This is a genomic window from Fusicatenibacter saccharivorans (assembly GCF_015557635.1).
Taxonomy (GTDB): Bacteria; Bacillota; Clostridia; order Lachnospirales; family Lachnospiraceae; genus Fusicatenibacter; species Fusicatenibacter saccharivorans.
The window spans coordinates 43,875-65,042 of the sequence record NZ_JADNOP010000012.1; the positions used below are offsets into that span (position 1 = coordinate 43,875).

Consider the following 21,168-nt stretch of genomic DNA (forward strand, 5'->3'; position numbering starts at 1 on the left):
ACGGCAAGATAAATGACAATACGCGGAAAACCTTGATTTTAAGCCATTTTTGCAAGGTTTTATAAACACTTGCGCGGGCTTATAAGAAGATTTCCGTCTATCAAATCAATAAAAAATTATATTCTTGTCGTGTTAAATGTAACGCTACATTATTCCAAAATACTTTATGTTTCTTATGATCCATTACAAGTTTTCCCTTATTAATCATCGTTTCGGATTGCTTTTGAGTTATTTTTTGTTTATTATTTCGTCGTGCCAATGAAAAAATCTGCAGATCTACTTCTTCTATAGTGCTATTTATATCCATTACACAATCTGCACCAGCGTATATTAATTCTTTTTTCCATGACATACACAATAAAGAGGAAGCATCCGTCAAAATAATAATTGGTATCTGCGTTATTTTTCTAATAGCAGATATAATATTACTTATGTTCTCTTTATAAAGGATCACTCCTATTATAAGCACATCATAAGAAAATAAACTCAAATTATGCAGTAAAATTTGTAGATTTTCTGCATAATCTGAGTTTACCTCATTGAATAGTTTTTGATATGATTGATTGTCAAAATATGCTAATATTTTGTATTTTGTGTCTTTCATATTTCTATTTTAAAAAAGCAACACTTTCTATTTCTTCACAGGAAAATCATCAAATGCATTGTCATCTTTTGCAAAGCACACTTTCTTGCCGCATGCTCTGATATTCGCATGTGATCAGGTACAAATGTGGGGCATTCATATTGCCCTATAATTTCCAACTTTTAATGGATTTTTCTTTTTCCCACATAGTTTTATAAAGAGGCACTGATTGTAATAATTCATCATGTTTTCCGCAGCCCTGCAAAAAACCGTCAGATAAAACAAGTATCTGATCTGCATTTTGGATATAGGACAAAGTGTGTGATACAAGGAACACCGTCTTGCCCTTAATCATTTCTTCTATGCCCTTCTGTATTGCTACGGCATTTTCGGCATCCAGACTGGAAAGTGCCTCATCCAAAAGAATGATCGGAGAATCTTTCAAAATTGCCCTCGCAATAGCGACGCGCTGACGCTCACCGCCAGAAAGACTTGCGCCGCCCTCGCTGATAACCGTTTGATAGCCCTGTGGGAGCTTTTCTATAAATTCGTGACAGTGAGCCTTTTTTGCCGCCTCTATTACCTGCTCATCCGTTGTGCTCTGGTTTCCCATCCGGATATTATTCATCATGGTATCCTGAAAAAGATATACTTCCTGAAAAACGACACTCACATGACGCACCAGATCACTATGCTTTAATGCTGCCGCATCTTTCCCATTCAACAGAATCCGCCCGTTTTTCGGCGTTATAAATCCCGGAATTAAATTAAGCAGAGTGGATTTGCCGCTTCCAGAAGGGCCAACCAATGCGGTGATCGTTCCGGGTTTAGCTGAAAAACTTACATGGCTAACTGCTTCACGCTTTCCATCATAGCTAAACGATACATTTTCAAACCGTACATCGGCTTGTGTATCGGTAAACTGTGTAATTCCCTGTTTTTCATTTTCAGTCGGCAGGTTGTTGATTTCTGCTATGTTATCCAACGATGCGTTTGCAAGATTCATCATGGCAAAGGAACCCATCAGAGCTTCCAGCGGACGGTAAAAAATAATACCCATGATTGCAAAAAACAAATAGGTTGCCGGGGCTAATGAACCAGAACGAATCATTGTAATGCCAACACCCAAGCTCAAAAACAGTCCCAGATTCAGACAAATCTTATAACCCATACTCCAATTCGTCAGCGTCGATTCATATCGGTCAGAAGCCGTGCAATATCCGTCCACCTGATTCTCCATGAGCTTACCAGATTGCTCCAGCCGGTATGCCTTGATCGTTTCCATGCCCTGTACATATTCCAGCGTGGAATCAATCATTGCCACCTGTGCATTTTTCTTATGCTCTCCCAGTTGAACCATGCCCTTTTGAAACTGCTGGTAGAGGATATAGCCGGGGATGATTCCCACAAACAGAAGAAGCGCCATACGCCAGTCCACACTAAGCAGCATCAGAGCAAATACAACCGTCATTATCATGCTGGAAACGAAACCGGCAATAATCTCCATGATATTCATTTCCACGAAACTCAAATCAGTTGTAAACAAAGATGTAAGCTGGCTGATCTTGTCTTTTGTAAAGTAGTAGAGCGGAAACTGTTTGATTTTCGCCGCAATCGAAAGACGTTCATCCCGCATCATGGCATAAGATACCGGACGCTGTTTTGCAATCGTAAAGTAATAAAAAACAAAATGCAGGACAGTATAAACCAGAAACATAAGGCTATACTGTATCAGTTTTTCCCTTGTAAACGAGCCGTCCAAAATATCTTTTATCGCAAGGAACAGCATGAAATATATCGCGCCCTCACAAATTGAGGTCAACGCCTGAAACAGCCACGCAAGATAAAGCTGCTTTTTGCGCTCGCCTGCAAGGTCTAAGAATTTCCGTATCATAGCAATCATGCGTTTACACCTCCCATTTTCCATTGATCGGATTGCTCAAAGGCCGCCCACATATCCCGATACGGGGAGCAACGGTTTATCAATTCATCATGTGTGCCGCAGTCAATCACTTCGCCCTGTTCCAGAACCACAATCGAATCAGCTTCCTTGATACTGGAAAGACGGTGCGCTATTACGAGTACGGTTTTTTCCTCAGATAATTTAGCCAGCGCCTTTTGCAGTAAATCTTCATTATCGGCGTCAATGTAAGCCGTTGCCTCGTCAAGAATTACAACCGGCGCATTTTTCAGAATCGCCCTTGCCAATGTGATTCTCTGTTTTTCGCCGCCGCTCAACTTGGTTTCCTTGTCTATCACTGTGTCATAGCCCTTTGGAAGTCGCATAATAAAGTCGTGACATATGGCATCCTTGGCTGCCTGCATCATTTCTTTCTCCGTGGCCTCTGGGTTTCCCATCATAATGTTTTCCCTGATGCTCTTTTTGAACAGGAACGTATTCTGGGTCACAAAGGAAATCTGGGACATCAGATCGGATAGCGGGATCTGGTTCAGCGGTACGCCTCCCAGGCAAATCTGTCCCTCGGTTATATCCCAAAACCGACAGATCAGGCTGGCCGCTGTACTTTTGCCGCTGCCGGAAACACCGGCGAGCGCCGTTACTTTTCCGTCAGGAACAGTAAATGAGACATCTTTTAATACCAGCTGTTCTTCCCCATAGGAAAATGTAACGTGTTCAAACGCAATCGTGTGGTCGGCAAGTTCTGCCTTCGAGGCCGTATCCGCCATTTCATCCAGCTTCAGAATTTCGTCTATCTTTTTCGCAACAGAAGCGTTCATACCGATATAATCAAAGTTATTAGAAACGGTTTCCAGCGGGATCAGCATGGCAAGCCCCATGAACAGATACATAATGTAGCTGGCCGCTGTCACGCTGCCGGAGAGATACATCAAACCGGCAAGCGGAAACAGGAACACAAGGTTGCTGTTTAAGTCGGCATGATTGAACGCAACATATTTCAGGCAGCTTTGGAACCACTCTGTTACAACGGTGCTGTAAGTACGGATGCTTTCCGACAGGCGGCTATAAGTGGATTCGTCGGCGGCAAATATCTTCAGTTCTTTCATGCCGTTGACATATTCCACTGTCTTAACGCTGACGTCAGAAAACGCCTGATTAAATTCGTCCATTTTTTTCATCTGAACGATAATCATAAGAATACCGACAAGAATAAACAGAACGACCGGAATCAGCATGATACCGGCTACTCTGATGTCCAATATCACCAGCAGGATTTCCATACATAGCGGTACAGCAAGACCAGAAATAATCTCTGGAATGTTATGGGCGTAAAATGTTTCCAACTGCTCCATATTGTCCATAATGATTGTTTTGACCTGCCCGGATGCCGTTGTTTTCACATAGCCCATTGGTAAACGGGCAATTTTACGGAACAGCTTTTTACGGGTTTCCCCCAATGTCTGGTAGGCTACCTTGTGAGAGATTTTTGTGCCGGTTCCAAACAGCAGATGTTTCAAAATGATTGCTGCGGCAATCAGGCACACATATTGAAAAAGATTCTCTGTCCGTTCATTCAGAAAACAGGTCACAATGCCCCAAACGCCCAAATAGGGCAGGATGCCGCACAAAACAGACAGGACGCAGCAGATTACCGCGCCGATCAGGCGACGCTTATTTTTCTTATCAATTAGTCCAAACAGAGCTTTTACATCACTCATTACAATTCATCTCCTCCTTGCGGAATAGTGAAATTCCAAAATCTGTCCGATACTCCATTTTGCCAACCAGGTATAGCAATAGTTCCATGACTTTAATACGCATAAGGTAATTGCGGTACTGTTCCGGCAGCAAGAGCAGTTCGGTAAAAATATGCTCCACGCTTTTTGTCGCTGGTGCTATAAAACAGCCGCCCGCTGTAAAAAGCCCTTGAAAATCCATGTCCTCGTCAAACGCGATTGTCCCCAGCATGATATTCAGGCTGTTTATAATCTGCGGCAGATAAGCCACCACTGAAACACCAACAAAAGGGTTTTTCCCAAAATCACAGCTTTTCAGGTGGCTTGCACCATTGAAAACAGAAATATAATGGTCGCTCATAACCATCTCCGGCTGGTTGCTGAACAGCATATTCACTCGCCCATGAAAGCAATAGGTGACTTCAATAAAACGATCCTTACATTGGATGTTCTTTTGAATTGGAGTTGTGATATGAACATTGCTATAAACAATTTCAGCACCAGGCATCACTTCAAAGCTCTGCATGGTGCCTTTCCCAAATTTTGGAGAAATTGTATATATCTTTGAATCCTTTTCAACGGAACAGTTACCGATCAGCTCATGGAAGAACAGGAGGTCATTTTCCATTCTCCTCAAGGTTCTGCCTCCTTTCTGACCGCAAGAAAAAATCGCGTAGTCGATGCAGATTGTCGTAGGAAAGTGGGTAATCTTCCTGCTGTTTTCCGTTATCTAAATGAATCACTCTTGTACAGGCTGCCGCTAAAAATTCGTAATCATGGGTTACAACAAAAATCACCTTTCCCATTTTAGAAAGCGTTTGAAATAACCCCGCAACCTGAATCATGCTGTCATAATCAAGTCCGCTAGTCGGTTCATCAAAAATCAAAACATCCTTACGGCATACCATACTGACTGCCACGGCCGCACGCTGCTTCTGGCCCCCGGAAAGTGTATTGGGATGGTGAGTACGGTACTCATAAATACCCAGCCGTTCCATTGCCTGTTTTGCTGCGTCCAAATCAGGATGCTTAATTCCAAATACACATTCCTTTTCCAACGTATCGGCAAATAACTGATAGCTTACGTCCTGCATCACCATATAGGAGTGTTTTAATCGGCTCTTTGCGTTCAGTTCTTTACCATCCCAAAGAATCTGTCCCGTACAGTTTGTGTGTAGGCCGCATAGTGTTCTGGAAAATGTAGATTTTCCGGCTCCGTTATGGCCGATAATTCCTATGATTTCTCCCGGTGCCGCATTCAAATTCAAATCGTCCAGAACCAGCTTTTTCTTATAGAACAAGGATAAGTTCCTGACTTCCAAAATCGGCTTTTGAGAATTTTCAGCAAAGGCTCTTGGCTGTACCTTTGACAAATCTAAAGCGCGAAGTCCCATACTGTGCCGCTGTTCCTCAGGAATAGAAAGAAACTGGCTCGGAGAAAACACAGCAGATATAGCCCCGTTTTCCATATACACAATGCGGTCAACTAATTCCCTCAGATAATAAATCCTATGTTCTGCAATTAGAATGGTCTTGCCTTGTTTCTTTAGGAGTTCAAGTGTACGCCGCAAATCCTCAATAGCATCCATATCCAGATTGGAAGATGGTTCATCTAACAAGTAAATACTCGGAGACATAGCATAGATGGACGCAAACGCCACCTTTTGTTTTTCACCGCCAGACAATTCAAATATGCTTCTCCCCGTCAGATGTGCTATATCTAAATCCGCAACTGTCTTTGAAATGCGTTCTTTCATTTTTTCCCTTGGATAAGTCAGATTTTCCATTCCAAAGGAGATTTCACTGTCTGTATCTACATTAAAAAATTGAGAGCGTGGATTTTGGAATACAGACCCCACATACTCGGACACTTCGTATATGGGATAATCCTGTATATCTTTACCGTCAACATAGGTTGTGCCGGTGACTTCTCCCGGATAAAAGTATGGAATCAGGCCATTCACAAGACGGGTCAATGTAGTTTTTCCACAGCCGCTTCGCCCACACAACAGCACACACTCACCTTTGTTGATTGTCAAATCAACATCGCGCAGTCCGCCATTTTGTAATGATTCCTGATAGGTAAAAGAAACCTTGTCAAAACGGATCATTAGCCTGCACCTCCTTTCAATTTCAGCCAGATTGACACCGACATAAACAAAGTGAACAGGATAAAACATACGGCATCCGCAACACTAAAGTGGATTTCCTGCAAGCAGGTTCGGGGCTTCGGATTTTCCAGCCCCCTTGTAACAGCCGCCGCCGACAATTCATCCGCCACTTTCAGTGCTGACATCATCATCGGAACATAGATACATTCCACTGTTCGGGCCGGATGGGTCAGCAGACTTTTGACGGTTGGAGCTACATCGCGCATCCGCATGGCGTCGCTGATATAGCCCCAATCCTCATGCACCATAGGAAAATAGCGGAGCATGACCGTCAGAGGAATAACCATTGCTTTTGGCATATGAATACGGTTCATGGCCGCCATAAATTCATTTACCCTTGTCGTGCTGACTAAAATACCTCCGAGCATGGCACAAGGAAAGATTTTACGGATAAATACGGTAAATGTTACAATCGCAATCTGCAAAGTCCCTGTCAAATAATTTGTTCCAATGATATGCAGAACAACCATTCCCGCATAGACAGCAGCCATTCTTACCGTAAACCGCTTTGCTCCTACAAGGATGCCGAGAATCACAACGCATACAACCAGCGCAATCTCATAGAGTAAAGAGGGCGCAAGGAACAACGCAACATTTCCGACGATCAACAGATATAGTTTTGTGCGAGGATCTAAATATAATGTGGCAAGTGTGTCTTTTGTTTGCAGTTGCATCTCCATTACACTACTCCGGCCTTTTCAAAATGCTTTTTCAATAGTTTCTGGCCTACAAGACCGCTGATAGCAGCACAGATCAACACGCCGATAATCATTGCCGGGAGCATCCAGTTTTGCGCGGTTGAAACCATTGTGTCCATATAGGTCTGTTCTGTTCCCTTTTCTACCAAATATTGCACATAGGCGTCGCGGTCAAACCAAAGCATACCGTAGGAGAAAACTGGGCTGAGAACAAAAATCATGTAGGACAACAGGTTACGCCCTTTGTTTCTAAAGTTCCCGGAACCGGCCAGCAGATCGGCCACAACGCCGAGAATACAATATGCCAAACACATAGACCAGTACATACCGAGTACGAACAGTACACCTCCTACCAAAATACCGGTGACAATGATTGGGCCATGCTTCGGCACCTTCGCCAGTATCAGCATATAAACCGGGCCGCACAGCAGCGCAATAGACAGCGGGCAAAGGAAAGTCAGTACAGGGAAGAACCCAAAGATAGCCTCGCCAATCATGGCACATACCATGTACAAAGCAGCAAGGATGCCGGTGGTAATCAAATCACGCACAGACAGCCCTTTTTTCATTTGTTGTGAATTAGACATTTTCAACGTCCTCCTATTTATTATTTGCTGGCAGAAGCCTCATTGACCTACGCACAAAATCGTGATAGAATTGCTGTGATTAGAGTCAGCTAACCAGCCAGTAATGCCATTCTACTCAGTGATTTTTTTGGTGTCAAATCCGGCAAAAAAGGTCAAAACAGGAGTTAAAAGTGGAAAAACAACCGGATATATCAGTGCTTTTTGTGGTTTTGCTGACAGCCTTTGCGACATTTTGGAGCATAAAAAAAGATACTGCGGATTATTCCGACTACATAAGAAACGGGGGTGAGCAGGATGCAGACCGATTCTACACAGGCCGCGCACGAATTAGGGGATGCTTCTTTTTATCTGCATGATTATCATTTTCGACAGGATAATCATAATGGAATCTGCACCTTGCAGCCGCAAAACAGACAAGGCTATGGAAATATCTATCAGGTTCAACCGACAGATGGATTATTCCTGTCAACCGGAAGCTGGATACCATACGCCTCAATGGAACGCAAATATGAGATCAATCAAAAGCTGGTGAAAATTTATTATTTGGAATCCGGCGGTGTTACCCTGATCCAGAATGGGCGGAAAGCCCAACCTATCACAGAGGGAATCCACCTTTATCTAAATAAGCCGTCACAGGGGCGAGTATTATATCAACCCAATATACCAATCAGCTATGCGTCAGTTTTGCTGTTTGAAGATTACATAGAGAAAAATCTGCAAGACCGTTTTACCCCGGACGATTTTGACTATGCAGAGGTTTATGATTGGAAAGCTTTTGATTATAATACCCCGGAAATTGGAACCCTGTTTTTGCAGATACGGGATAAACTGATTGCTGGCGAAACCTCCCGTCTTTACTACGAAAGCAAAGTAGGTGAACTGCTTTCTATTGTGGCAGGCAACTTTCATAAACAGCGACAGGAGATAGCATCTAAACACCAGTCTCTTTCCAAACAAGAGAAAAAGGCGCTGGAATCTGTACGTCTGGCTATTGAACAGAATATTTTGAACCCGCCAGAACTCTCGCAGCTTTGCAAAATAGCAGCAATGGGACAAACTAAACTTCGAGAATCATTCAAAAAAATGTATGGTGTTCCTATTGGGACATACATTCGACAATCCAAAATGAAATATGCTTCACTGTTACTTAAAAAGAATGAATTATCAATTTCATCTATAGCCAAACATTTAGGGTATCAAAACGCAAGTAAATTTTCTAGCGCTTTTAAAAACTATTTTAATCAATCGCCTGAAATTTACCGAAAAAATAATTATAATATGCGTAAAGATTAGAATCACTTGCCATTTTTTTAGAAATTTTTTAATTATATTATCACAAAAAAGAGGCGCTAAGTTTGCACCTCTTTTTATTGTAAAATTCATACTCATTCTCTAATTTGTTTTTTTAAGGTAATCTAAACTATTGAAGACGCTCTAAAAATCAACATATTAATTTTCAAAGTATGCCGTATCCCATGATCGTTCCGTTATTGATATCATAGCTTCTCTTGTTCACGGCATCACTGGAGTTTCCCTCTACCGTATATACGGTACTTCCCTCAATTTTCTCCACGATTCCCACATGGTCTGAGGTTCCGTCCCCGTTCCAGTCAAAGAAGATCAGGGTTCCGGGTGCTGGCGAATATCCTCTGCTCTTCCATTTTCCCTTGCCCTGAAACCACGCGATCCCATCATCGCATAGGGAGAACTTCGGCATCTTGCCGCTCTCGATCAGTCCTGCCTGATCCCCACACCAGCTGGCAAAGCAGGCACACCACGCCACATGGCTGTCAAATCCATACCATGACCAGAACTTCTGGCCTCCTTCATTTCCAAGCTGGGTAAGTGCCACGGATACGATCTGGCCGTTGCCTCCAAACAGGCCGGCAAACAATCCGCCGCTGGAATAATACCTCAGGACGTGAGGGACGTATTCTGGATCGCCATAGGCACTCCAGCCATGCGAAGCAGCCTGATCATTGGAAAACTGCAGAGCATTTTCTGCACTGTAGCCCCCGTAGTTTCGGAGCGCCCACGTTATGTATCCGTTGCCGTAGTTATACCCTTGCAGGGACAGCTTCAGCTTATCCATGTCCTGGGGGCTGGTGCATCCGGCTTCCTTCAGGCAGTCCGCATAATACTGGATTCCTACATGTATGGAATAGTCGGCATCCTGGATGGCATTCGGGCTGTTGGAATACCGGGTGTTGTATGGGCACTCACTGCTCTGCATGGGATCGGTCCCCCGGCCGCCAGATTCCTGCATCATGATTGCCTGTATCACGGAAACGTATTCGAGGATTCCATACTGGTTGGCGTATTTCTGGATGGTTGCCGTATAGGAAAGTACTTCCTGGCTGAGTGCTTCGTTGCTCTCTGAGCTTCCAGAGAATGCCGCACCGCCAATGATCCCGACCATGATAACCAGAAGCAGAACCATGACCGCTCCGGCGGCTCCCAGTGCATCCATCATGGACTGCACCGTTTTCGCTGCCGCTTCTACAGCGGCCTTAGCTGCCTTGAAGGTATTCTCTCCTGCCCTTGCCGTTTTCTGTATCCGGCGGACTCCATCGGAAGTCTGCAAGGCGGCTTTCTTCGCCGCCTGCTTCGCTGCCCTTCGTTCCATCTGCTTCTGCATCCGGGCTGTCAGGGCGTTGGAACTGGCCACCCGGAGCTTCTGCTCTGGCTGGATGCTGATCTTCACAGATGGAGGGGCGGTCTTAATAGTACGCCGCTGTATGGTCTTCGGCTCCAACTGTTTCCGTGGCTTTTCCTTGATCCGGATGGTTTCCGGCTGTTTCTGGCGGATGGCATTCTGCCTTGCGGTATCTCCGGCCTTGCTTTTCTGGTTTTGTCTTTTGATGGAAAGCGATCCACCTTCCGACATTTCCTGTCCATTCTGGATTCTTGGTGTCTCCCTGGCAGCCCGGATCTTCTGCTCTTTTGTTTTGACGGCATCTGAAACCGCCTTTTGCCGCTGGGCATTCTGAATCTGTACTTCCCGGCTCTTCTGCTCGGGTGCTTCCCGGCTAGCAGGATCGGCGGTCTGTGTGTCCCCTGTTCCTCTGGCGGTTTCTTTCTCCGCTTCTTTTTCTACTTCTTTTTTGCCAGCGGCTCTCTGTTTGATCTTCTCGTAGGAAGTCTGTGCGGCTGTCTTTCCGGCTCTGGTTACAGTTCTGCCTGTCTTTCTTGCAGCCCATTCCTCTGCGGATGTGACTTTCCCACTGGCATATTCGGATGGGGACTGTTCTCCCATGTCATTGTCCCTGGCATTTGCGATGGTCTGGGATTTTTCCTTGCTCTCCAGTATGGCCGTCCGCATCAGCTCCTTGGGGATTCTGGAGGCAGGATTTTTGGTCTTTGGTTTTGTTGTAACTTCTTTGGTTTTGATATCCTTCATCTCTCACCTCCAGTCCCGGCTTGTCCCGCTCTTACGCTTCGCCCGGCTTGGTCGTCATCAGGCGGTACAGTTTTGTATTTCTTGGAAACGAATTTTCAAACGGCACCAGATTTCCGGAACAGCGGATCAGACCATGGCCGGCACCCACATTGGTGATGTAGGATAACTGGTTGTCTGAAATATTCAGAAGTGCCGCCAGCTCATCCCGGTCGGTGATAGCCTGATTCAAAAGGATCAGGAACTCACTGTTCGCCAGCATCAGGCGGGCGGTATCGGATTTCAGAAGTTCCTCAACGTTCTGGGTAAGTCCGGTTACAAATCCGGAATACTTACGGATACGCTTGTACAGGCGGTAGAAAAAGTCCGCACTGTATTCATAGCGGAACAGCAGATAAAACTCATCCGCAAAGATCCATGTCGTTTTTCCCTTCTTCCAGTTCTGGATCACACGGTTGAAAATCGAATCCAGTGTGACCAGCATGCCAAGGGGCATCAGCTGTTCGCCCAGCTCCCGGATGTCATAGTCGATGATACGGCTCTTCGTGTTGACATTGGTTTCCTGGGCAAAGGTGTTCAGACTGCCATTGATAAACAGTTCCGAAGACAGAGCCAGCCCTCTGGCTTCTTCCTCCGGCTGGAGCATGAGTTGTCGGTACAGGTCCTTTAAGGTCGGCACCTGCCCTTTGTAACCGCCCCTCATATAATCCCGGTACACATCTGCGGTGCAGCGGTCAAGGATGGATTTCTCCTTTGCCGAAAGGTTTCCGGCTCCTACGAGCTGCTCAAACAGGGAAAGGATAAATTCTGACTTCTCAATCAGAGGATTTCGGTCATTGCCATAGGCAGAATCCATATCCAGTGCATTCAGATGGGTATCCGAGGTTGCCGAGATCCGGATGACCTCTCCGTTTAAGGCTTCCACCAGAGAAGCAAACTCCGACTCCGGATCGAGGATGAGGATGTCATCTTCCGTGGAAAGGGCAAGGTCTACGATCTCCTCTTTTGCCGAGAAGCTCTTGCCGGAGCCGCTGACACCCAGTCGGAAAGAGTTGCCGTTTAACAGCTTCCTTCGGTCTGCCACCAGCATATTTTTGCTGACGGCATTCTGCCCATAATAGATGCCTCCCGGCTGCATGATTTCCTGCGTATGGAACGGGATCAGGACGGCGGTGGATTCTGTAGTAAGGGTACGCACTGCATCGATTTTCCGCAGGCCATACGGCAGGACGGTATTCAGTCCATCGACCTGTTGCCACTTCAAAGTTGCCATCTGGCAGAGGTGTTTTCTCGCAATGGAATACAGGGTTTCCGTATCGGAGTCCAGTTGTTTCTTGCTGTCTGCCATATGTACCATTGTCAGGATGCCGAACATCATCCTCTGATCCCTGGTGGTCAGATCGTCCAGCATTTCCTTGGTCTCTTTTCTCTGCAGCTCCATGTCATAGGGAACTACGGCTGAAAAGTTATTGTTGGCATTCTGGCGTCTCTGCCAGTTGGTGACGTTTGTCTCCACGCCCAGCAGTCGGTTCTGGATCTCACGCACCGCTTCGTCTGTCGGTACGGGGATGATATCAATGGACAGCATCAGGTTCCTGCCAAGGCTGCACAGTTCGGAGATCATCTCATCCTTTACATAGCTGGCGTAATCTTCCATAAAAAGGACTCTGCCGTACTGCTCGCCCAGCTTGAAATGGTCGTTATGGAATTCCATCGTGTCCGGGCAGATCCAGTCTTTGAAGCTGTGTCCTTTTTTCGCAAAGGCTTTCATGTCAAATGGAAAACTCTGTGGAACGTCTGCCTTGAAAAAGTCCCGGAAGATCTGTAGCCTCTGCTCTGCATCCAGCTCTTCCCCAATAGAGGACAGCTTGGCCAGATGGGTGATGATGTCCGTTCCCACACGTGCGAAATAGGTTCTGGCTTCATCGATGTTTTTCTTGTGGACGCTGATGGTCAGATAGCGTTCTTGGTAGATACTGTTGTTGGTACCGGAGATCTTGGAAAGGAGCATGTCATTGTACTCTTTCCGGTACTCGTCCAGACCGTCCCCTTTCATCGGGATCAGCAGGGACTGCTCAAACTCTTCCTTGTTGATCTTACGATTGTTCAGGGTGATCTTCGCCGTACAGCCAGAATCCAGTGCATTTAAAAGTTCAGAGTAGTCCAGGAACATTTCCGTCTTGTCCGCTTTACTGGCAATGGAATAGTTGATATCCGTAAACCGGAATGTCCTAGAATACTTGCTCTCCACCTGAAAAATACCATCTGGCCAGATCTTGCGAATCGGGATGGCCTGCTGGACAGACTTCGGTACTTTAAATTTTTCCTTGTCCTGTTTCAGTGTCTGACTCAGGGTTTTAATCAAAGGCATCACCCCTTCCTCTTCGCTTCTTTGGTTTCTTCTGTTTCGTCCGCTTCTTTTCCAGAAGTTCCGCTCCGTTTCCCATCATTTTCTCACCCAGCCGCAGGCTCTCTTCCATGCAGGAAAAGTACAGGTTCTCCGACTTAAATACCAGCCGCTTCGGGTACAGCAGTTCGGATTTAATGACTACCCATGCAAACTGTTCTGCCGTCATGCCGTGGTAACGAAAAAAGCCGCAGGCTGCAAAGGGAGCCGTCCCAAGGATGCACAGCCATCCGGTTACCTGTTCCCCGGCATATTTCCGGGTGACAAAATAGATTCCAAGGGCTGCCAGGATCGCCAGTACCGAAAATAAGCACTGCCGGAAGCTTAAGCCCCAGAACATTGACTCCTGATAGTCTCGGATTTCTTTATTCATTTTCACTTCCATGTTGTTTTCTACCTTTCTCTTTGTAATCTCTGTTTTTTCTTTTGTTTCTGTTTTGGTACATCCCTTTGCCGGATGCCATTTCTTTCCATAAATCTTTTTGTTCCTTCCGGATCAAGCTCTGCCAGTTTTTTCAGGTCGAATGCAACCCTCTGGAAGATGCAGTAACCGGAGGATGCGGTATCCGGCTGTATCGTTCCCAGCTTATGCTGCTTTATAAAACGAAGCTTTTCTTTGCTGAAATTGTGGTCGATATAGGCTTCATTGATACCGCCCAGCGGAGCAAAAGGCAGGTTTACCGTAAGGTCTGCAAAGCTTTCCGGGTATCCATCTTCCATATGGTAAAGCCCGATATAGAGATTGTCATCGCTCATGTAACTGTCTACCCTGAGAAATAATTCCTCCCGGCCATACTGCCAGTCGTAGCTCAGTGTCTTTGGTTCTTCCATTTTTTTCGCCTCCTATAATCCCATGATTTCTTTTACGATACGGTCGGATGCCTTGACTGCCCCGACCAGTACCAGCAGGTTAAATACCAGTTCCCCGACGTAATTCCAGACAATGGTCACGGCGGACAGGCTGGTGTCCCCGATGGCCGGCGGACTTGATGCAAACACCGAAAAGATGATGCAGGCCAGTGCGATGATGGCTCCTTCCAGACATACCCCGGCGTAGGAACGGATAAAGTTCTTTCCTACAGACTGGGTTGGCTCCCCGGCAAAGGTTGCCAATGGAATCGGTGCGATGGCTGTGTACATATACAGCTTAAACATTCTCCCGTATACAGTCAGAATCATGACAAATGACAATACCGTAATCAGCAGGCTTCCTAATAAAGTTACGATCCACAAAGGGATAGATTCCAGCATCCCCACCGCTTCGATCTTGTCCACGATCTCCGAAGGCAACTCCGTTACAGTTCCACCCGCCATCCCGGAGTGGGACATGATATTTGTTACGATGCCCTGCACAATGGAAAAGATCGCGGTCAAAAGCTCCATGCCGGACATGACGGCTCCCTGTGCCAGTGCAAAACGGATAAAGGCTTTCACTACATGTTCCGGCTTTTTCATATCCGTGAAGCTCCCACAGGTTTTCACAAGCCCCGCCGCAAAGAACAGAACCAGCAGGCCGTACCCGATGGCTTTCAGTCCACCGTTGATGTTCGTCATCACGCTCCAGATCGCCCCGCCCTTGAAATTCTCCGGGCTTTGCGTCAGCAGTGTCCAGATCTCAGCCAGCTTGTCGCTCCAGGTCTGCAAGGCAGAATTTAGATTCTGTACGATCCAGTTATCACTCAAACAGTTTCACCTCCCATCCTGCAAAAGTGAGCAGGGAGCCGGCATTTCGCATGGCTCCCCTTCTGGTCTCTTCTCCTATCCCATGATCAGGTCCAGGATCTCTTTTGCAAAAGTAATGATGATACCGCCTGCCAGTGTCAGAAATCCGTTTGCCCTCTGGCTCGGATCGTGGCTCTTTAAGGACAGGCCGACCTGCACGATACCAAATCCCAGCAGGATCAGGCCAATGGCACGGATTAGGGAAAAGATAAACGTGGACAGGTTATTGACTACGGTCAGCGGATCGCCTGCGGCATAAACGCAGGTCGCCCCAATGCAGATCGACAGTACCATGACTGCATACAGAGCAAACAGTTTCTTCTGCCCTCTCTTCATCTTCAGCGGTGCGGTCTCTTTCCTGGTTTCTGTGTGTTTCTTATTTTTCAGTAAATTCATTGGCATTCCTCCCATCAAAAAAGCTCCCCGATGATGTCCTCATCCAGAAGCAGTTCGTAATCGTCATATCTTGTTTCATCAAACACAAAATCGTCATGTGCCAGCGGTGCTTTCGCATAGTTGAACGGGCCGGCACCGCCGTCCTCGGTATACCGGATGTTGGGATGCTTCATCAGGTCATACTTGGCATCCAGTATGGGCCGTTCCCCACGGATAAACAGAAGGGCATTCTGGTTGTCCAGCATACGGACTTCATCCGGCTGCAGCAGCTCCCTTCCGCTCTGCTGGAAGTTGGTGGAGTAGCTGCCGGATTTGCCCTTGGTCTGCCCGTAGGTGTTGGTGTCTATGGTTTCTTTCCCCAGTAATTCTGATACATATTTGTGTGTCTCTTTTTCGTTGCCGCCCAGGTATAAAAACTCATCGCAGTTGCCCACCAGACTCTCCCAGGAGTCTTTGAACAGAGCTTTTAACTGGCTCATGTTCTGGATGATGATGCTGCAGTAAATGGAACGGGATCGGCAGGTTGCCAGGATCTTCTCAAACTCATTTGGCAGGGATACGTTTGGAAATTCATCCATGATGCAGTTGACCGGAACCAGGAGGGCACCGCCATGCACACGGTCTGCCATGTAATAAAGCGTCTGGAAAAGCTGGCTGTAGATCATGCCTACCAGATAATTCAAAGAAGTATCCGCATCCGGGATACAGCAGAAAAGGGCTACTTTCTTCTCGCCCATGCTAGAAAGATCCAGCTCATCGGTATTGGTCAGTTTGGCGATCTGCGGCAGGTTGAAGGCTGCCAGACGGACACCGACACTGATCAGGATGGACTTGGCGGTCTTTCCTGCCGCCTGCTTGTAGATGTGGTACTGCTTCACGGCAATGCTGTCCGGGTCCCGCATCTCCAAACGGTCAAACAAAATGTCCAGAGGGGACTCGTAGTCCTCGTCCTCTTCTTTTACCTGGGCAGAACCTAACATCTCCATAATCATGGCAAAGTTCTGTTCTTCCGGCGGAGCTTCGTGGAGCAGGTACAGCATCAGTGCCTGAAGCAGTGCGGTTTCGCTCTTCTCCCAGAAGGGATCGGAGGACTGGGAACCTTTAGGTGTGGTGTTTTGTATCAGATTGGAAATGAGACGGAGTACGTCTTTATCATCGTGAACGTACTCGAATGGATTGTAGCAAAAAGATGTGTCGGGATTGATGAGGTCAAAGACACGCACCTCATATCCCTTTTTCTCCAGCAAGCCCCCTGTCTTTCGGAGCAGCTCCGCTTTGGGGTCTGTAATGACCATCGAACAGCAGCACTGCATGATGTTTGGCAGGGCAAAGCCTCTGGATTTTCCTGCACCGGAGCCTCCCACTACGAGAATGTTGAGACATCTGCGGTGCTTGTGGGTGTCAAGGCTAATGCGGAAGTTCTGTGTCAGCAGGATGTTCTGGGAGTACGGCTTCTTGCTATATTTCTTACAGATCTGCCGGGCATCGCCCCATCTGGCAGAGCCATGTTCTTCCCCTCTGCGGTAGTTCTTCTGACTGGAATAAAAAATGCCGATCCCGGCTGCGTAAAGTAACGTGCAGACCAGCATCGACTTGATGGTGTATTCCGTATAATGAAACTGGAAGGGATGGTTCAGCTTTTCTGTGAGAACCTCCATCAGCTCGAAAAGATTCCTGCCCGGCTGGATGGCATCCGCAAGCAGGATTGCTACCCACCAGATGACAGGCAGTCCGGCAAGCCAAATCACCCAGTCTGACTTCCGGCTGTTTGTTACCGGGATGGCTGCTGTTTGGGCCTCTCTGCTCTTGGCAGGTCCGTAATGTGGAAGCTGTCCACTCCCGGAACGAGGGCAAGGCTGCTTCCATTCTCCCAGTTTACGTGGATCTGCCCTGCATCGTCTACCATATCCACCTTACCTTTTAAGCCGGGTGGCATGTGGCTCTCCCCCTCCATGCTGTTAAGCGTGACCTCGGTTCCCGGCGGATATCTTCTCCGCATGGCTTCTATTCTTTCTTGTGTCATATTTCTGTATATTTGTACCACATCCTTTCTTCATCTTCCCCTTCCACGGTATGGGCGGTATCTGGATTTCATGATCTTTAACAGGACGCTGTCGATCCCATCGGAATAGCGTCCGTTTTTCAGGTATGTGTCCCGGAGCTGGTTTAAGGCTTCCACGGATTTGCTGTGTTCGGCTTCTGTCAGGTAGAGCTTTCCCTCTTCCTGCTCTGCCAGCTTCAGAACCAGATCCCGTGTGGTATCCACCGGAAGCCCCTGTTCTTTTTCCTGCCGGAACACTTCCCGGAGTGCATGGATCAGCATGTGGTTCATGATCCGGTCCATCTTTACATATCGCATTCTTGTCATAGGCGAGCCTCCTTATTTCCTCTTTTTTCTCAACCACAACATACCACACTTCCTCCCGGAAAGCTACTGCAAAAGAGCCGGAAAAGCCCCTTTTTATCAGCGTTCCGGAGACTTTTTACTCTTGGCAGGTTTCTCCGTTTTTTCCTCCGGGATGGCAAATTCATCGGTCATAAATTCCTGCTCGCTTTTGCCAAGGTTGCGGTCTACCTGCTTGCCAATGGAATAGGCTGCACTCTTTACATCCTGGATAAAGGAGCGGAGTTCTTTCGGATCTTTCTGTCCGAATGCCTGCATCTGGCATACCTTGTCAAAGGAAAAACCGGAGACATCCACGCCGTATTTCTGTGCTGTCACATACGCCGCACAATAGGCCTGTGCCGATACCCCTGCCCGGCTGTAGCTTCCATCGTGATGGTCAAGGGATGCACAGGCCAACTCCCGGCTGATGGAATGGAACGTTGCATTTTCGCTCATGCCATTTCGGACATAGATCGTCCGCTTGTTCGGGATGTACTGTGCCTGTACCTTATCCGGCAGATTGTCTGCGATCTGAATCCGTACCTCGCTGTCGGTCAGCAGTGCTTCCATCAGCTGGTCCATCGGCTTTGGCTCTGCCTCTTCCGGCTGCTTGGTACGGATCTGGCTGATGTCATAGGCTTTCTGGATGGAGTACCCCTGCTGGATGACACCGTCCTTTTCATATTCCTGTCCGACAATGAAGTTGTATCCCTTGCTTCCGGTCTTGACTACCTTGCCTTCTTCCTTCCATTTTTCAAAGGTCTTGACCTGCCGGATCTCCGGATTCTGTGCATAAAGCAGGAACAGGTTGTCTGTCCTCTGCGGCTTGCACTGTCCCATAAAATCAAGGAATCCTTTTAAGGAGTCCCCATTCTGGAAGACCTCCTGTGCCTTTCCATCGATCATACCCCAGATTTCTTCCCTCTCCTGCTTTTTCTGTGCGGCATATTCTTCTTTCGATAACCGCTGGGCGGACTGCTCCTGCGAGTCCTGCCCTAAAAATTTTGTCAGGTCCATCTCCTACCTCGCTTTCACCTTTCGTTTATTTCTTGCTTTCTTCTGCGTTTTCCTTGGTCCACGGTTCTTTTCCCGGCTCCGCTTCTGGGATTCCTCTGCTTTTTCCCGTTTGATGTTCTCCAGCTCCCGGCGGACACTGGGACGCTCCTGTTCCCTCTGCCCTGCATCAGTCCCTTTTTCCTGCCCGGTAGAAATATTTCTGCTGTGCAAGGAAGAGCCGGACAGATTCTCTTCCCCCTCTTCCTGCACCGGGATAAAATTTTCCGGTTCGGAAAACTCCTTTTCGGGATGATTCTGGTTCTTTTCCTCTTCAGAAAAGTCCATGTCACCGACCTGGAATGCTTCGTCCAGATCGCTGATTTCAAACTGCACCTCGCCCTCCGGCATCTGCACAGTTTCCTGTACTGCTTCGGTTTCCGGTGCTTCCATTCCGGCGGTTACCTCATGGACAGCTTCCCCGACTTCGCTCCTTACAAAATCAAGGTTCATCTTATCCATGACACGGTTGACTTTGGCTGCATCATCGGCAAAGACCATGACCTCGCTCATCTCCGGGTTCTTTTTATCCCGGATGATCACATAGAGCAGTCCTCGTTTCCTGCCCTCACTGCAGAATTCACGCAGGCGGTCAGATGGCACAGTGAAGAACTTCAATGGCTTGTTCTCCTTTAACATCCGCACCATTCTGGTCTTGCCCCTCGTTTTCTTCTGGTCTTTTAATACGGCGGCAACAAATACCGCCAGATGCTTTGCCAGCGTACCCGAAAGCCTGAGCCCGTGGTCCACGCCGTCCAGGGAATACCGGACGATCTGGTCCGCCGCATCGCCTCCATAATTCATATCGTTCACCTGCTTTCTGTTTCCTTTTGTCTGGTTTTCTCCGTCTTATCTTCTTCCTGTTCTGCCTGTCTCTGGATCTGCTCTGCCAGACGCATCCGCTCTTCCATCTCTCTGGACTGCTGTTCGATCCGGATACAAATGCGGATATCCTTCCGAAGCGGCTTCAGTACTTTGTTGATCTGACCGATCCTGACACCGTCCGGTTCGCTCCGGTAGAGCCGCTTCCGTTCTTTCGTGAGTGCCTGCACCTGTTCTTCCAACGGGGTACGGTAGGCGAGCAGTTCTTCACGGGTGGTGATTTGATGCTTCTGGAGAAATTCCATCTGCTCGATCCTGGCATCCAGTTTCCGGATATCTGCCCGGAGCACCGGGGAGATCCTTTTCGGCTTCTGCTTTAGAACACCCATCTGATACAGATAGGAATAGTACAGGGCCTGTATCCCCTTTAGCTTCTTTTTCGGGGTTCGGGAAATTCCTTCTTTCCCAGCAGGTGTCCTGCTCTTTGGCTGTAAGATCCACTGCCGGATACTCTCTTCTGAGTAATGCTTCCCCAGGCTCCGCAGACGGATATACCGTTCCATCCCCGGTGCTTTTAATGCAATGTACTTCCGGTTCAGCTTCCACTGGTATCCCCTCTGCTTCATCTGGTCCAGAAACTGTTTCCATGTGAAGCTTTCTGCCACCGCATCCCGGATATCCAGACGGATCGAGGTTCTCCAGGTCGGCTTTCCGTCCTGTTCTGCCATCCACTGGGCATAGGACTTCCCTTTGCCGTTTTTCGGCTCGATGACAGATAAGCCGTATTTCAGGCATAAGGCATCCGAAGCTTTCCGCACATCCTCATAGTAACTCCTGCTGTTGCTGTGGTACTTTTTCCCATCTTCCATGCTAACGGAATTAAACACGATGTGGTTGTGGTAATGCTCCGTGTTCAGATGGGTGGTGATGACTGCTTCGTATTTTCTCTGAAGGAGCCTTTCTGCCAGCTCCATGCCGATCTGGTGTGCCAGTTCCGGGGTGACTTCCCCTTTGGCAAAGCTCTGCACCAGATGGTAGCCCTGTACCCCGTCCATCTTGTGGTAGCGTTTCTTCGTTTCTACCATATCTTGATAGGCAGTCTCGCAGACACAGCCGATGGCATCCTCAAAAACGGAACGCTCTGTCTTGTCCCGGTTCATGGCGTAATCAATGGCTTCTTCCAGAGAGCCGGCACTCTGCCCTTTCTTTGTGGTCTTATCCTTATTTCGGATGTAAGTGATGGAATTGTCCAGACGGCTGACCGGGATGATACTGGTGTATGCCATCGG

The 21,168-nt window shown here is 47.5% G+C and carries 20 protein-coding genes; 1 reads left to right on the forward strand and 19 read right to left on the reverse strand.

The genetic code is table 11. From position 1 onward, the window contains the following. Window positions 1-100: 100 nt before the first annotated feature. The 7 genes from I2G42_RS11065 to I2G42_RS11095 form a co-directional block, all read right to left on the reverse strand. Window positions 101-604 carry a response regulator gene (locus I2G42_RS11065; RefSeq protein ID WP_243000663.1) on the reverse strand — a complete coding sequence of 168 codons (504 nt, stop codon included), beginning with the start codon at window positions 602-604 and terminating at the stop codon, window positions 101-103. Window positions 605-749: 145 nt separating this feature from the next. Then, the gene (locus tag I2G42_RS11070; protein WP_117638855.1) at window positions 750-2,510 is read right to left on the reverse strand and encodes an ABC transporter ATP-binding protein; all 1,761 of its coding nucleotides are present in this window, start codon (window positions 2,508-2,510) and stop codon (window positions 750-752) included. Then, window positions 2,483-4,222 carry an ABC transporter ATP-binding protein gene (locus I2G42_RS11075; RefSeq protein ID WP_117638854.1) on the reverse strand — a complete coding sequence of 580 codons (1,740 nt, stop codon included), beginning with the start codon at window positions 4,220-4,222 and terminating at the stop codon, window positions 2,483-2,485. The genes I2G42_RS11070 and I2G42_RS11075 overlap by 28 nt, the downstream gene beginning before the upstream one ends. Then, entirely contained in the window at window positions 4,215-4,877 is a 663-nt protein-coding gene (locus I2G42_RS11080; protein WP_195531062.1) for a hypothetical protein, read from the reverse strand. The genes I2G42_RS11075 and I2G42_RS11080 overlap by 8 nt, the downstream gene beginning before the upstream one ends. After that, complete coding sequence (locus I2G42_RS11085; protein WP_117638852.1) at window positions 4,858-6,351, reverse strand: ABC transporter ATP-binding protein; 1,494 nt, start codon at window positions 6,349-6,351, stop codon at window positions 4,858-4,860. Before I2G42_RS11085 ends, I2G42_RS11080 begins: the two co-directional genes overlap by 20 nt. Continuing rightward, window positions 6,351-7,091, reverse strand: coding sequence for an energy-coupling factor transporter transmembrane component T (locus I2G42_RS11090; protein ID WP_117638851.1), 741 nt, complete (start codon window positions 7,089-7,091; stop codon window positions 6,351-6,353). Before I2G42_RS11090 ends, I2G42_RS11085 begins: the two co-directional genes overlap by 1 nt. Then, window positions 7,091-7,696 carry an MptD family putative ECF transporter S component gene (locus I2G42_RS11095; protein WP_015533385.1) on the reverse strand — a complete coding sequence of 202 codons (606 nt, stop codon included), beginning with the start codon at window positions 7,694-7,696 and terminating at the stop codon, window positions 7,091-7,093. Before I2G42_RS11095 ends, I2G42_RS11090 begins: the two co-directional genes overlap by 1 nt. A 294-nt stretch (window positions 7,697-7,990) precedes the next feature. Between I2G42_RS11095 and I2G42_RS11100 the strand changes: the two genes are divergently transcribed. After that, window positions 7,991-8,989 (forward strand): helix-turn-helix transcriptional regulator, encoded by a 999-nt coding sequence (locus tag I2G42_RS11100; RefSeq protein ID WP_117638850.1) that lies wholly within the window; start codon window positions 7,991-7,993, stop codon window positions 8,987-8,989. Between the two features lie 163 nt (window positions 8,990-9,152). On the opposite strand, the gene I2G42_RS11105 is transcribed toward I2G42_RS11100, so the two are convergent. The 12 genes from I2G42_RS11105 to I2G42_RS11160 form a co-directional block, all read right to left on the reverse strand. Then, window positions 9,153-11,096: a lysozyme family protein gene (locus I2G42_RS11105; RefSeq protein ID WP_117638849.1), complete on the reverse strand. Its 1,944-nt coding sequence runs from the start codon at window positions 11,094-11,096 to the stop codon at window positions 9,153-9,155. A gap of 31 nt (window positions 11,097-11,127) precedes the next feature. Beyond that, a complete protein-coding gene (locus tag I2G42_RS11110) occupies window positions 11,128-13,458 on the reverse strand; it encodes a VirB4-like conjugal transfer ATPase, CD1110 family (protein ID WP_330410726.1) in 2,331 nt (776 codons plus the stop codon). Next, the gene (locus I2G42_RS11115; protein WP_117638847.1) at window positions 13,451-13,885 is read right to left on the reverse strand and encodes a PrgI family protein; all 435 of its coding nucleotides are present in this window, start codon (window positions 13,883-13,885) and stop codon (window positions 13,451-13,453) included. Before I2G42_RS11115 ends, I2G42_RS11110 begins: the two co-directional genes overlap by 8 nt. Before the next feature lie 8 nt (window positions 13,886-13,893). Further along, complete coding sequence (locus tag I2G42_RS11120) at window positions 13,894-14,331, reverse strand: DUF4313 domain-containing protein (RefSeq protein WP_015513380.1); 438 nt, start codon at window positions 14,329-14,331, stop codon at window positions 13,894-13,896. A gap of 12 nt (window positions 14,332-14,343) precedes the next feature. Further along, a complete protein-coding gene (locus tag I2G42_RS11125; protein WP_008400038.1) occupies window positions 14,344-15,183 on the reverse strand; it encodes a VirB6/TrbL-like conjugal transfer protein, CD1112 family in 840 nt (279 codons plus the stop codon). 75 nt (window positions 15,184-15,258) lie between these two features. Continuing rightward, entirely contained in the window at window positions 15,259-15,633 is a 375-nt protein-coding gene (locus I2G42_RS11130; protein ID WP_015533374.1) for a hypothetical protein, read from the reverse strand. Further along, window positions 15,633-17,363, reverse strand: coding sequence for a VirD4-like conjugal transfer protein, CD1115 family (locus I2G42_RS11135; protein ID WP_431834994.1), 1,731 nt, complete (start codon window positions 17,361-17,363; stop codon window positions 15,633-15,635). The genes I2G42_RS11130 and I2G42_RS11135 overlap by 1 nt, the downstream gene beginning before the upstream one ends. 26 nt (window positions 17,364-17,389) lie before the next feature. Continuing rightward, window positions 17,390-17,641 carry a DUF4314 domain-containing protein gene (locus I2G42_RS11140; protein WP_015513377.1) on the reverse strand — a complete coding sequence of 84 codons (252 nt, stop codon included), beginning with the start codon at window positions 17,639-17,641 and terminating at the stop codon, window positions 17,390-17,392. Window positions 17,642-17,671: 30 nt separating this feature from the next. Further along, the gene (locus tag I2G42_RS11145; protein ID WP_015513376.1) at window positions 17,672-17,986 is read right to left on the reverse strand and encodes a hypothetical protein; all 315 of its coding nucleotides are present in this window, start codon (window positions 17,984-17,986) and stop codon (window positions 17,672-17,674) included. 96 nt (window positions 17,987-18,082) lie between these two features. Next, a complete protein-coding gene (locus I2G42_RS11150; RefSeq protein ID WP_008400043.1) occupies window positions 18,083-19,021 on the reverse strand; it encodes an ArdC-like ssDNA-binding domain-containing protein in 939 nt (312 codons plus the stop codon). 3 nt (window positions 19,022-19,024) lie between these two features. After that, window positions 19,025-19,861 (reverse strand): PcfB family protein, encoded by an 837-nt coding sequence (locus tag I2G42_RS11155; protein ID WP_117638845.1) that lies wholly within the window; start codon window positions 19,859-19,861, stop codon window positions 19,025-19,027. Window positions 19,862-19,866: 5 nt separating this feature from the next. Continuing rightward, complete coding sequence (locus I2G42_RS11160) at window positions 19,867-21,165, reverse strand: relaxase/mobilization nuclease domain-containing protein (RefSeq protein WP_117638844.1); 1,299 nt, start codon at window positions 21,163-21,165, stop codon at window positions 19,867-19,869. Between the last annotated feature and the right edge of the window lie 3 nt (window positions 21,166-21,168).

Bases quoted from the DNA above. Each gene is read 5' to 3' on its own strand.
- I2G42_RS11065 (WP_243000663.1), bottom strand. From the start codon at position 604: ATGAAAGACACAAAATACAAAATATTAGCATATTTTGACAATCAATCA.
- I2G42_RS11070 (WP_117638855.1), bottom strand. From the start codon at position 2,510: ATGGAAAATGGGAGGTGTAAACGCATGATTGCTATGATACGGAAATTC.
- I2G42_RS11075 (WP_117638854.1), bottom strand. From the start codon at position 4,222: ATGAGTGATGTAAAAGCTCTGTTTGGACTAATTGATAAGAAAAATAAG.
- I2G42_RS11085 (WP_117638852.1), bottom strand. From the start codon at position 6,351: ATGATCCGTTTTGACAAGGTTTCTTTTACCTATCAGGAATCATTACAA.
- I2G42_RS11090 (WP_117638851.1), bottom strand. From the start codon at position 7,091: ATGGAGATGCAACTGCAAACAAAAGACACACTTGCCACATTATATTTA.
- I2G42_RS11095 (WP_015533385.1), bottom strand. From the start codon at position 7,696: ATGTCTAATTCACAACAAATGAAAAAAGGGCTGTCTGTGCGTGATTTG.
- I2G42_RS11100 (WP_117638850.1), top strand. From the start codon at position 7,991: ATGCAGACCGATTCTACACAGGCCGCGCACGAATTAGGGGATGCTTCT.
- I2G42_RS11105 (WP_117638849.1), bottom strand. From the start codon at position 11,096: ATGAAGGATATCAAAACCAAAGAAGTTACAACAAAACCAAAGACCAAA.
- I2G42_RS11115 (WP_117638847.1), bottom strand. From the start codon at position 13,885: ATGGAAGTGAAAATGAATAAAGAAATCCGAGACTATCAGGAGTCAATG.
- I2G42_RS11120 (WP_015513380.1), bottom strand. From the start codon at position 14,331: ATGGAAGAACCAAAGACACTGAGCTACGACTGGCAGTATGGCCGGGAG.
- I2G42_RS11130 (WP_015533374.1), bottom strand. From the start codon at position 15,633: ATGGGAGGAATGCCAATGAATTTACTGAAAAATAAGAAACACACAGAA.
- I2G42_RS11140 (WP_015513377.1), bottom strand. From the start codon at position 17,641: ATGACACAAGAAAGAATAGAAGCCATGCGGAGAAGATATCCGCCGGGA.
- I2G42_RS11145 (WP_015513376.1), bottom strand. From the start codon at position 17,986: ATGACAAGAATGCGATATGTAAAGATGGACCGGATCATGAACCACATG.
- I2G42_RS11150 (WP_008400043.1), bottom strand. From the start codon at position 19,021: ATGGACCTGACAAAATTTTTAGGGCAGGACTCGCAGGAGCAGTCCGCC.
- I2G42_RS11155 (WP_117638845.1), bottom strand. From the start codon at position 19,861: ATGAATTATGGAGGCGATGCGGCGGACCAGATCGTCCGGTATTCCCTG.
- I2G42_RS11160 (WP_117638844.1), bottom strand. From the start codon at position 21,165: ATGGCATACACCAGTATCATCCCGGTCAGCCGTCTGGACAATTCCATC.